Here is a 12,635-nt window from a genome sequence, read left to right on the forward strand (position 1 = left end):
CCACAAGGGCCGCATTGCAATTCAAGTATTGCAGCACCTGAACACACCACGACGGACGACCCTCGTGTAGTCACATCAATAGCGGGACGGCCCGCTTCCCAGTTTGAGGTCGAGCTGATCGGCTTCCGGGGTTCAAGACATGTTCGACAAACTGCTGATTGCCAACCGCGGTGCCATTGCCTGCCGGATCCTGCGCACCTTGCGCGCACTACACGTCAAAGGCGTCGCGGTGTATTCCGAAGCGGACGCTGCCAGCCTGCATTTGCTGGAAGCCGATGAAGCCCATAGTCTGGGTGAAGGCGGTGCGGCTGGGACCTATCTGGCAGTGGATAAAATCCTCGCCATCGCCAAAGCCAGCGGCGCTAAAGCCATCCATCCGGGTTATGGCTTCCTTTCTGAAAACGCCGCCTTCGCTCAAGCCTGTGAAGACGCGGGGATCGCTTTCGTCGGGCCAACGCCCGAGCAACTGCGCGTCTTCGGCCTCAAGCACACGGCCCGTGCGCTGGCCAAGAAGCACGGTGTGCCCATGCTCGAAGGCACAGAACTGCTGGACAGCATTGAAGCAGCCCTGGGCGCGGCTGAAATTATCGGTTACCCGGTGATGCTCAAAAGCACAGCAGGCGGCGGCGGTATCGGCATGCGTGTATGCCGCGACGCGGCAGAACTAGGCGAATCCTTCGAAGCCGTTAAACGCCTCGGACAGAATAACTTCAGCGATTCCGGCGTATTCATCGAGAAGTACATCCAGCGCGCCCGACACCTTGAAGTGCAGGTCTTCGGCGACGGTCATGGTGAAGTGCTGGCTCTGGGTGTACGCGACTGTTCGGTACAGCGGCGCAACCAGAAAGTCCTCGAAGAAACCCCGGCGCCGAACTTGCCTGATGGCATGGGTGAAGAACTGTGCGTCGCAGCAATCAAGCTTGCCAAAGCGGTCAACTATCGCAGCGCAGGGACCGTGGAGTTTGTCTTCGACAGCGACGACCAGCGTTTCTACTTCCTGGAAGTGAACACTCGCCTGCAAGTCGAGCACGGTGTGACCGAGCAAGTCTGGGGCGTGGATCTGGTCAGCTGGATGGTGCAACTGGCAGCCGGTGACCTGCCGCCGTTGTCAGAACTGCAAGCCGCGCTCAAGCCAAGTGGCCACGCCATTCAGGCGCGGCTGTACGCCGAAGATCCGGGACGGGATTTTCAGCCCTGCCCTGGTTTGCTGACAGCGGTGAACTTCCCCGCTGTAGATGGCAAAAGCCTGCGTATCGATACGTGGGTAGAAGCCGGTTGCGAGATTCCGCCGTTCTTCGACCCGATGATCGCCAAGGTGATCAGTTGGGCACCGAATCGCCAGTTGGCCAGCGATGGACTGGCCAGCGCCTTGAGCGAAACCCGCCTTTATGGCGTGGAAACCAATCGCGACTACCTGCGGCAGATTATCGCCGACGCCCCGTTCGCCAGCGGTCAGCCGTGGACCCGTTGCCTGGAAGGCTTGATCTATCACGCCCACACCTTTGAAGTGCTCAGTGGCGGCACGCAAACCAGCGTGCAGGATTATCCCGGACGCTTGGGTTATTGGGCGGTAGGCGTGCCACCGTCCGGGCCGATGGACAGCCGTGCTCTGCGTCTGGGCAACCGCTTGCTGGGCAACGCCGATGGTTGCGCCGCATTGGAAATCACCATGAGCGGCCCACTGCTGCGCTTCAACACCGATGCTGTGGTGGCGGTCACAGGCGCCGTTATTCCGTTTACGCTGGATGGCGAACAGCAACCGCTGAACACAGCCGTGTTCGTGCCCGCTGGTTCACAACTGGCGCTGGGCACGATTGCCGGGGCCGGTGCGCGCAGCTACCTGTGCGTAAGGGGCGGGCTGGATGTGCCGGATTATCTGGGCAGTAAAAGCACCTTCACCCTTGGCCAGTTTGGTGGGCACGGTGGTCGGGCTCTGCGTGCCGGTGACGTGCTGCACATTGCGCCGTTGGTTGACCGTAGCGCCGGGCAACAAGTCCCAACCGCGCAACTGGAAGACTTGCCGAGCGTACGCCGAATCCGAGTGATCTATGGCCCGCACGGCGCCCCCGAATATTTCACTGAAAACTACATGCAGACGTTCTTCGCCACTCAGTGGGAAGTGCACTTCAACTCCAGCCGTACCGGCGTGCGCCTGATCGGGCCCAAGCCGGAATGGGTACGGGCCGATGGTGGTGAGGCCGGACTGCACCCGTCGAACATCCACGACAATCCCTATGCAATTGGCGCGGTGGATTTCACTGGTGACATGCCCGTGATCCTCGGCCCGGACGGCCCAAGCCTGGGCGGTTTCGTCTGCCCGGTGACCATTATCGAAGCGGACCTGTGGCAGTTGGGCCAGCTCAAGGCTGGGGATAAGGTGATGTTTGAAGCGGTGAGTATTGAGCAGGCCCGTGGATTTATCGGTAGGAGCGAACTTGTTCGCGAGACCGGTTTTCCACACGCAAATGACGCATCGAATGTACCGGCCTCCTCGCGAACAAGTTCGCTCCTACCAGGGAACAGTAGTGCGGCGAAGTCCAGTAGGAGCGAATTTATTCGCGAAGCAAACGACGCGGTGCCTGTTCTGACACCTTCGCGGGCAAGCCTCGCTCCCACAGAATTGACGTCACCCATCGTTCTGGACATTGGCGCAGACGACACCCGTCTGGTCGCACGGCTCTCCGGCGACACGCACCTGCTGCTGGAAATCGGCGCGCCTGAGCTGGATCTGGTGCTGCGCTTTCGCGGACACGCGTTGATGCAGTCACTGGAAGCCAAGCATCTACATGGCGTGATCGACCTGACTCCCGGTATTCGGTCGCTGCAAGTGCATTACCAGCCGGAGCAATTACCCCTGGCGCAACTACTCGATATCGTCGCTGGCGAATGGGACGCCGTCTGCGCCGCCAAGGACCTGCAAGTACCGTCACGCATCGTCCATTTGCCATTGTCTTGGGACGATCCGGCCTGTCAGCTCGCCATCGAAAAATACATGACTACCGTGCGCAAGGATGCGCCTTGGTGCCCGAGCAATCTGGAGTTCATCCGGCGCATCAACGACCTGCCCAACCTGGACGAAGTGCAACGCACCGTCTTCGAAGCCAGCTATCTGGTCATGGGCCTGGGCGATGTCTACCTCGGCGCGCCGGTCGCTACGCCGCTGGACCCGCGCCATCGACTGGTCACTACCAAGTACAACCCGGCCCGCACCTGGACCGCCGAAAACTCGGTAGGCATCGGTGGTGCCTACATGTGCGTGTACGGCATGGAAGGCCCCGGCGGCTATCAGTTTGTGGGTCGCACCTTGCAGATGTGGAACCGCTACCGGGAAGTCGCCGCATTCGATGGCAAGCCGTGGTTACTGCGCTTCTTCGATCAGATCCGTTTCTACCCGGTCAGCGCTGAAGAACTGCTGCGCATCCGTCGTGATTTCCCGCTGGGCCGTTATGACCTGGAGATTGAACACAGCACGCTGAACCTCGCCGACTATCAGGCATTCCTGAATCGCGAAGCCGAAGGCATCGCCGCATTCCGCCGCCAGCAACAAGCGGCGTTCAACGCTGAACGTGAACGCTGGATCGCCAGCGGTCAGGCCAATTTCGAAAGCGAAGAAGCCGTTGCGCCGTTAACCGAAGAAACGCCTCTCAAGGCCGGGGAACACAGTGTCGACAGCCACATCGCCGGCAACCTCTGGCAAGTGCAGGTCGAGGTGGGCCAGCGTGTCGAGGCAGGTGAGCCATTGGTGATTCTGGAGTCGATGAAGATGGAAATTCCGCTGCTGGCACCGACCTCCGGGGTGGTCCGCGAGGTGCGCGTCCAGCCGGGTTCGGCAGTGCGTGCAGGTCAGCGTGTCGTCGTGCTTCAAGCCGACTGATCCTTTTACTTTTTGATGGAATTCTTCTATGAGCCTTGAAGTAACGTTGCGTGATCTGCGCCTGGAATCAGTCCGTGCTGCCTATGAATCCGGCAGCCTGACACCTCGCCAACTGATCCTCGCCCTGCGGCAGAAAGCCGTCGCGCTTAACCCGGAATATCATCTGTTCATTCATCTGCTCAGCGTTGATGAACTGGAACCCTACCTCGCCGCACTGGAAGGTCGTGATATCAAGGACCTGCCGCTGTATGGCATCCCTTTCTCGATCAAGGACAACATCGATCTGGCGGGCATTCCCACCACGGCAGCTTGCGTGGCGTATGCGTACACGCCGGAACGGTCGGCGACGATCGTCGAACAGCTGTTGGCGCTGGGGGCGATCCCCATGGGCAAAACCAATCTGGATCAATTCGCCACCGGGTTGAACGGCAGTCGCTCGCCCTATGGCGCCTGCCCGAATAGCGTGCTCAAAGAGTATCCATCGGGCGGCTCCAGCTCGGGCTCGTCACTCGCCGTAGCGCTGGGCGTCAGCAGTTTCTCGCTGGGCACCGATACCGCAGGCTCAGGCCGGGTGCCTGCCGCGCTGAACAATCTGGTGGGCATGAAAGCCAGTAAAGGTTTGATCTCCACCGCCGGAGTCGTACCGGCCTGCCGCACGCTGGATTGTGTGACGACCTTCACCGCCACTGCGCGTGAAGCCAGCCAGCTGCTGAGCCTGACCGCCAGGCTCGACCCGCGTGACGAATACAGCCGCAGCAACCCGCTGTGGAACGACGGCTCGGCATTCGGTACGCCGCGGCCATTCCGCTTCGGCGTCCCCCGCGCCGAGGACCTGGAGTATTTTGGCTGCACTCAAGGCCCGCAGCTGTTTGGCGAAGCCGTTAACCGCCTGATCGAACTGGGTGGCGAAGCGGTCACTCTGGACCTGTCACCCTTTCTTGAAGCAGCGCGCCTGCTGTATGAAGGCCCATGGGTCGCTGAGCGATACAGCGTCGCGGGTGAGCTGATGGAAAACAATCCTGACGCTGTGTTGCCGGTGATACGTGCAGTATTGGCCAAAGCGCCTGGTGTGACGGGTGTAGATACATTCCGCGCCCAGTACCGTCTGCAAGCGCTCAAGGCGATCTGCGACAAGGCCATGGAAGATCTGGACTTCGTCGTAACGCCAAGCATTCCCCGCCCGGTGACCAACGCCGAGCTGCAAGCCGAGCCGGTATTACGCAATTCGGACCTGGGCTACTACACCAACTTCGTCAACCTGCTGGATTACGCAGCCGTCGCTGTACCCAGCGCCTTTATGGCCAACGGGCTGCCTTGGGGCGTGACATTGTTTGGTCGGGTGTTTACTGATCAGTATTTGCTGAGTGTGGCCGATGCTCTGCAACGTCATACCGAATTGCCACTGATTGGCGGGATTACTGAACAGTTGAACAAACCCGCCGCAAGCGCGCGCAACGACATGACTCGCCTCGTCGTGTGCGGCGCTCATCTGGATGGCCTGGCGTTGAACTGGCAACTCAAACAACGCGGCGCTCGCCTGGTGGAAACCACACAAAGCTCCCCGAACTATCAACTCTACGCGCTGGCCGGTGGCCCGCCATTTCGGCCCGGCATGGTCCGGGTCGATCTGGACGGCGTGGCTATCGACGTGGAAGTCTGGGAGCTGCCGAGCCGCGAACTGGGTTCGTTCCTCACCGGTATTCCAGCGCCACTGGGTTTAGGCAAAGTGCAACTGGCTGATGGCCGCTGGGAGTGCGGGTTTATCTGCGAAGCTTATGGGCTGGAGGGCGCAAAAAACATCAGCCATCTGGGTGGCTGGAGGGCTTATCTGCAGGCTGATAAACAGAGCTAAACAGGCTTGGAACACAACCCCGGTGGGAGCGAATTCATTCGCGAAGGCAGTGTGCCAGACGCGGATTTTTTTGCAGGAAAACCGCATTCGCGAATGAATTCTCTCCCACGAAAACAGGTGTTTACGCATTGAACGCGCATCCCGGTAGGAGCGAATTTATTCGCGAAGGCGATGTGTAAGACACAGATATATTTGCAGGAAAAACGCATTCGCGAATGAATTCGCTCCCACGGAAAACAGGTGTTTACGCAGTGAACGTACATCCCGGTAGGAGCGAATTCATTCGCGAAGGCGGTGTGTCAGACGCAGATTTTTTACAGGGAAAACGCATTCGCGAATGAATTCGCTCCCACGAAAAACAGTGCAGTCAGGTGTTTACGCAGTGAACACACATCCCGGTGGGAGCGAATTTATTCGCGAAGGCGGTGTGTCAGACGTAGATTTTTTTACAGGAAAAACGCATTTGCGAATTTATTCGCTCCCACGAAAAACAGGTGGAAGCACACACTTTCAGGAGCTGCCGCAGGCTGCGATGGCGCTGTGTCAGGATGAACGCTTCGCAGCCTTCGGCGGCTCCGACAAAAAGTGCATCAATCTGTGTTTTTGATAGGCAGGTAAATCGTTTGCTGCGTCAGAGAAGCAGTGCGAGCCCTCTCACGCAAGCCCCTCTTCCCGCAACGCTTTCTGAACCGCAGGACGAACCTTAACCCGTTCGTACCAGGCCCGTAGGTTATGCAAAGTGTCGAAGTGGATGTCGGCCTTGTAATAGCTGGTCAGCCAAAAGGCTTGGCCCCAGCCTGTCAATGCGAAGAGATAGGCATCAGCCACCGTGAACGAATCACCCATGACGTATGAGCGGGTACTCAATTGTTCGTCAATCCAGGCGAAACGCTTCTCTAACTTTGGTTTAACGCTTTCTACGTATTTACCTGCCTGTGCTGAATACAACAGCGGAATGTAGCCTTTGTGAATCTCGGACGAGAGAAAGCTCAGCCACTCTTGAAGCCGGTATCGCTCAAGGGTGCCATGGGCGGGAACAAGTCCGGACTCCGGCTTCAGGTCACCTAAATACTGCACGATTACTGAGCCCTCACGCAGGAGAGTGCCATCGTCCAGCTCGATTGCTGGTACGTAGCCAAAGCCGTTGACCTCGAAGTAGTCGGTGCCCAGTTCGGTGACGTGCCTTTTGTAATCGACCTTTATCAGTGTGGCATCAAGACCTAACTCATTCAGAACAATATGGGGCGAAAGGGAGCAGGACGCGGGGATGTAATACAGCTTCATTTACAGACTCCAGAGCATGAGTGAGCGCTGTCAATTCAAAGGAGAGACGGCTTCATCCCATTCTAGAGGTCAGGTATAAAATAAGAAGAACGCACTATTTTGTAGTATAGGTACAAAAAATATACCTACCCCACCAGGATTCCGACCATGAAGGACAACATATCAGGCTGCTCGGTCGAAGAAGCAATGCGTTTGTTGGGTGGCCGCTGGCGGCTGCTCCTCGCATCCTACCTGCTCGATGGGCCAAAAAGGTTTAATGCGCTGAGGCGAGACATTCCCGCTATTTCGCAACGAATGCTGACCCTGGACTTGCGTGCCCTTGAGCAAGCAGGACTGGTAAAGCGCACCGTATTTCCCACTGTACCCGTAACGGTTGAGTACGAACTCACAGTTGACGGACGCAGGCTAGAGCCTGTCGTTGAAGTAATGAAACACTTTGGATTGTGGGTCAAAAGTCGCCAAACCATCGATAGCGAATGTCCAGCCCACTGATGCGCCAGACATCGGTCGATCACACACGCTTTGTCGGCGCGCGCGAACACGTCCTTCCGATATCCGCACGGCTAGTGCCTATTCAACCTGGCGGCATAAATAAATAGTTAGCCCAATCAAAAAAAACCAGCCGACATAGTGAGGCTTCAACTCATCAAGTCGGCTTTTTATGAATGATCAAACGCAGCACACAGAAGCTCATCGCCAGCGCCTGGAAAGCCTCACGCACAGTCCAGGCTTCAAACTCATCGTTCACTCGACCCTGCTACTCAAAGCCAGCCAGCTGGACATGGATTACCCGCCCACCCTGCGCGTTTACGTACGCGCGCAGTTAAAGCACCTGTTGCTGCAGACCACGGGTAAAACGCTGTCCCCCGACAAACTGAGCATCCGCTTTAGCACCGAGACCAACCCCGAGGTCGACGACCAGGGCCGCGAGCGCTATTCGCGGCGCATGACCCTTACCGACATCGGCGTGCTGTCCTTTAATGGCGCGATGATGCGTGGGCTTTTGCAGCATACCGTTACAGACCGGCCGCTGGACGAATCAACCCCTGCCCTTACCACCCAGGCTGCGATCAATCTGATCATCAATAGCCGCTGGTTCCTCGACTACCCCGCCTTGATAGAACGCTTCTGGGCAAGGCATCGAGAGACTTACCGGGCACTGGCCAAGCTGTCTTTTCTGGATAAGCTGGCGCGGCAGTTCGCCCGCAAGCTGATCACTCGCGAAGGCTATGAATTAGCGCTGGATGCGTTGGGTCTGGAGGCATTCCCGGACTCCGCAGCTTGCCTGGAAACGTCTGGGCGCGGTCTGCGGGCGGTCGCGCATATGCTTTCGATCAACGAACAGGCGCTACCCGACGCCTTTCAGATACGGTCAAAAAATACGTCGCATTGTTTTATCCATATGCCGGAAGGTCGAACTGCACCGTTGGAATACATCAGCGACGACCCCGCACACATGAAAAAAAAGCTCTTCGATGCTCTGAGCACCCTTCCCCATCTCAATGAATACTCGGGGTCTGCCAGCCTCACGGAAATCGACGGCGACATTTTTTCAGCCATCACCGCTGCCCAGGAAAAACGATCCCTCGACTACATAGAGACACAGGTCGGCCTGTGCGCTCAGCCCAATCCATTCAAACCCATCGGGCGAGCCCTGAGCCTGCTCGGCGCAGTGGATATCTGGCAATCGCAACCCAGTGTTCTGCAGCGAATCCCGGCCCCCTTAACGACAGCAGCCAGAGTAATGGCCAAAGCGCTGCGAGAAAAACATGGCTGGGAGGTTAACCCCGATCAGGTCTTCATTCGCTACCTGCGGGGACACTCCACGACACCGCTGGGTGACGCCCGACACCCCGCCCTCGACATTCAGGTCCCGGATGAAAATCCCGTCAGCCTGAGCGAGGCACTGGTGAGTAATTACCGCGTCGCATCGCCAGCTGGTTATATCGATAAAGGAGGCCGTAATGCGGTCTATCTCGACACCACTGGCACGGGCAAGTGGGACGCCCGTCAAGAGCTACCCATGGACGTTCAAGCCATCGAAAATGTCATTCGCGAGATTAACTTTTTGAGCGTGATGCGTCAGGAAATCGATACGTTCTGGACGCAACACAGGGCAGTCATCGAGGCGACCTTGCGAAGCCAGTTCATGACCCAGGCACTGCGATGCCTGAAGCACGGCACCGTGCAGCGCGAGGGGTTCGACCTGATCATCAAAGCGCTGGAACAATTGAACATCAAAACCCCGGGCGTTCGGGTCGAGTGGTCCATACCCGGAGTCTATCTACAGCACACCCTGCTTGGCGGGCCGACCGCACAATATTGCCCAAGCCTTCTGGTACTAAGCCTCCCCGGAAAAACGCAACGGGTGCTTTATCAGGCGGGCATGCTCAAAGCCTTTATCGAATTCAGTAACGAGGATGAACTTCACCGATACCTGCGCCACGCCGCACACAGTCAGACGTGGCGAGATACCGTTCGTAACTACATTCCCACGCGCCACCATGAACGGCTCACGTATATCCTGAAAGTCTGGGCAAGAGAGCAGATGCCCAGCGAACCGGTGTCCTTGTTGCGCCCATGGACTGACGTGCTACTCAATCACGACACACGTAAAGTCCTGGCGCAGGAACTGAGCGAGCAGAACATCACGGCTTCACCGTTTGCCCACATCGCCAGTATGCTCAGACAAAACTGTCTCTGGAACGCGGATGACACCGTAGTCACCTCCCAGGAGGTGTCACTTCTCTACTGGACTCGTCTGCTTCATCAGTTGCAGTTTCTGATCGCTCCCATGTCGGCACTGCTGACGCCCGCGTTGATTGCGTCTCTGGCAACCGAACTGGGTATCGCAGCGTTGAACATCAGCTCGGCGAATTTACCGGGTGCACGTTATGCCGAGAAACAACAAGCCTTGCTCAGTTTTCTGTCGCTGGGATTGCTGCAACTGCCGCCTTCCATGCCCCGACTGACCAATGCTCTGCGCAAGCTGGCGACGCCGGTCAATCCCGTTTTACGTCCTGCGCTGGCGTCGGCATCAAGCACTAAAAGCTTTGGCACCTGGCTCCGGCGCTCGATGCTTCAACGGGAAACCCGTTTTGAGAAATTCTTCCAGACAGATGCAGTGCTGAAAGTCTGGAATATTCCTGGCCACCCTGCGTTTTCCACATTGGCGGTCAAGGCCTGGAAGCTGCAACGCCAGTTTCTGCTATGGACGGCCGAACACCGCCAGGCACGCACGCTGGTACTCAGCACCCACGGCTACTCCCTGCCCTGGAGCCGAAATGCAGCCATTCCCAACGGCACTGAATTACACGCCTACGCGCCAGACGGGTATGAATTGGTAGACCCTAAACTGCATCGGGTGGTCAGCAGGCAGGCGCGCCCATTCGCCATTCTTGATGCGCAGCAAAACACACTGGCCGCTTCGCTTTCCAAGCCTTATGTGGTGACCGACAAACTGCTGGCAGGCACTTCCCGACCCGGGATGATCAAGAACTACACAATTTCAAAGTTCCAGAGTCCTTACGGCGAAAGCTACCAGGACATCAGCCATATCGTGCGTAACTCCAATCAGTCGCCGTTCAGGAATGCTCTGCCGCTCACCCCCATGGACGTACTGACGGTCAGAAATCGATTTGGCATGTCGCCGCCTGCGCTGGATCAGTTGTTCAACGCACTGTCGGAAAGCGGCATTCATTACGACAGGATTCTGCTCCTGCATTGCCGCTGTTCAGCTTTCAAATCACTGCTAGGCATTGCACCTGTGTATCGAGTTCCATAGGCAAAAACCACAAAAAAATTAGCCAGTCGGGGGTCCAAAATCGCTGAAAGCATTTACCTCCCGATGGCGCAAAGACTGGCGGCGGGCTAGCATGCCTGCCTTCATGGACAGGCAAAACAACCGGACACGTTATGGCTTTTCGCTCTGCTGGCCCTTCGCAACGCTCACTCCTGTTTACGCTGGTGATCCTGCTGGGTTGTGGCTTTCTGGCAACATCGTTGCTCAGCTATTACGCGTCGCGCACGTCCATTCGCGACAACATCATCAATACCGAGCTGCCGCTGACCTCCGATACGGTCTATTCGGAAATTCAGAAAGATCTGGTCCGTCCGGTGCTGATCTCTTCGATGATGGCCCGCGACACCTTTATGCGGGACTGGATTGTCGAGGGTGAACGCAATCCTCAGCAAATCACCCGTTACCTCAAAGAAGTGATGGACCACTACGGGGCGTTCACCACGTTTTTCGTGTCCGACAGCAGCCTGACGTATTACCAGGCCAAAGGCATCCTGAAGAAAATCGATGCCCGCGAGCCTCGCGATGTCTGGTATTACCGCGTCAGGGACATGGAAGCGCCGTATGAGATCAACGTCGATCCGGACATGGCCAACAAGGACAACCTGACGTTTTTCATCAACTACAAAGTCTTCGACTACGACAACAAATTCATCGGTGCCACGGGTGTCGGGCTGACCGTGGATGCCGTCATCAAACTGATCGACCGTTATCAGCAACGCTATGACCGCAGCGTCTTCTTTGTCGACGCCTTCGGCCGTATCGTACTGACCGGCGAAAGCGGAGGTCCGCAGGGTGCCGCTATCGGCGAGTCACTCAACAAGCTGCCGAGCATGGCCGACTTGCTGAGTAAAATGCCTAAACCGCTCAGCGGCACTTACGAACATCGGGTCAACGGCAAGGAACACTTCCTCAACGTGCGCTACATACCGGAGCTGAACTGGTACCTGTTCGTCGACAAGGAAGAAGAATCTGCACTGAGTGACATACGCCACTCCCTGTACCTGAACCTGTTTATCTGTCTGGTGATCACGCTGATTGTGGTCTACCTGCTGAATCTGGTGGTTAACCGCTTCCAGTACCGGATCGAAGCCCAGGCGACCCTCGACAGCCTCACCGGCCTGCCGAACCGTCGCGGTTTCAACCTGTGGGCGATCAAGACCCTCAAGGATGCTCAGCGCGATGCTCGCCCGCTCACAGCAATGCTGCTGGACCTGGATCACTTCAAGCGACTCAACGACACCCACGGGCATCTGGCCGGGGATGAAGTGCTGGCCGGTTTCGCCGACGACCTGAAAAGCTGCCTGCGTCAGTCGGACATCATTTGTCGTTGGGGCGGCGAAGAGTTCATCATCCTGCTCAAGGGTACCGATACCAGTAATGCCCATGAAGTCGCGGAAAAAATTCGCCTGCTGGCCGAGCAGCACACTTACCTGTTCTCCGGCGAACCGCTGCAGGTGACGGTCAGCATTGGCCTGAGCCAGTTGCGGCCCGACGATACGCTGCAAAGCCTGATCGCCCGCGCAGACAGCGCGCTGTATCGCGCCAAGCAAAACGGCCGCAACCAGATCTGCACGGAGACGCCAGGCGCACCATGAACAACTCAGCCAATACTCCGCAACGCTGCCCGGCCTGCGGCGCAGGCAACGCTTGCACCCTGGCCGATCCGCGCACAGCGGATCAGGCTTGCTGGTGTTTTTCGGTGAGCATTGATCCCGCGGTAATCCAGGCCCTGCCGGAAGAACTGCGCAACAAAGCCTGCTTGTGCCCGCGTTGTGCGGGGATCAATGATGCGCTTTCGGACAAAACTGACCCGAGCCGACTGA

At 57.5% G+C, this 12,635-nt stretch carries 8 protein-coding genes; 7 read left to right on the forward strand and 1 reads right to left on the reverse strand.

Annotation, left to right across the window (positions count from 1 at the left end; genetic code table 11):
- Positions 1–139: 139 nt before the first annotated feature.
- From H8S59_RS22150 to H8S59_RS22160, 3 genes are all read left to right on the forward strand, one after another.
- Positions 140–3,874, forward strand: a complete 3,735-nt coding sequence (locus tag H8S59_RS22150; RefSeq protein ID WP_187522812.1) for an urea carboxylase — start codon at positions 140–142, stop codon at positions 3,872–3,874.
- 28 nt (positions 3,875–3,902) lie between these two features.
- A complete protein-coding gene (atzF, locus tag H8S59_RS22155; protein WP_187522813.1) occupies positions 3,903–5,726 on the forward strand; it encodes an allophanate hydrolase in 1,824 nt (607 codons plus the stop codon).
- Positions 5,727–6,108: 382 nt separating this feature from the next.
- On the forward strand, positions 6,109–6,333 hold the full coding sequence (locus H8S59_RS22160) for a hypothetical protein (protein ID WP_187522814.1): 225 nt from the start codon (positions 6,109–6,111) through the stop codon (positions 6,331–6,333).
- A 47-nt stretch (positions 6,334–6,380) separates the two neighbouring features.
- On the opposite strand, the gene gstA is transcribed toward H8S59_RS22160, so the two are convergent.
- Positions 6,381–7,010 carry a glutathione transferase GstA gene (gene gstA / locus H8S59_RS22165; RefSeq protein ID WP_187522815.1) on the reverse strand — a complete coding sequence of 210 codons (630 nt, stop codon included), beginning with the start codon at positions 7,008–7,010 and terminating at the stop codon, positions 6,381–6,383.
- A gap of 147 nt (positions 7,011–7,157) precedes the next feature.
- Between gstA and H8S59_RS22170 the strand changes: the two genes are divergently transcribed.
- The 4 genes from H8S59_RS22170 to H8S59_RS22185 form a co-directional block, all read left to right on the forward strand.
- Positions 7,158–7,502, forward strand: coding sequence for a winged helix-turn-helix transcriptional regulator (locus H8S59_RS22170; protein WP_095094118.1), 345 nt, complete (start codon positions 7,158–7,160; stop codon positions 7,500–7,502).
- A 169-nt stretch (positions 7,503–7,671) separates the two neighbouring features.
- Positions 7,672–10,794, forward strand: coding sequence for a dermonecrotic toxin domain-containing protein (locus tag H8S59_RS22175; RefSeq protein ID WP_187522816.1), 3,123 nt, complete (start codon positions 7,672–7,674; stop codon positions 10,792–10,794).
- Between the two features lie 131 nt (positions 10,795–10,925).
- Positions 10,926–12,407: a sensor domain-containing diguanylate cyclase gene (locus tag H8S59_RS22180; protein ID WP_187522817.1), complete on the forward strand. Its 1,482-nt coding sequence runs from the start codon at positions 10,926–10,928 to the stop codon at positions 12,405–12,407.
- Positions 12,404–12,635, forward strand: a 232-nt coding sequence (locus tag H8S59_RS22185) for a cysteine-rich CWC family protein (protein ID WP_187522818.1), incomplete at its 3' end; no start/stop codon positions are given. The genes H8S59_RS22180 and H8S59_RS22185, both read left to right, overlap by 4 nt.

The sequence above is a fragment of the Pseudomonas folii genome (assembly GCF_014357575.1).
GTDB classification, from domain to species: domain Bacteria; phylum Pseudomonadota; class Gammaproteobacteria; order Pseudomonadales; family Pseudomonadaceae; genus Aquipseudomonas; species Aquipseudomonas folii.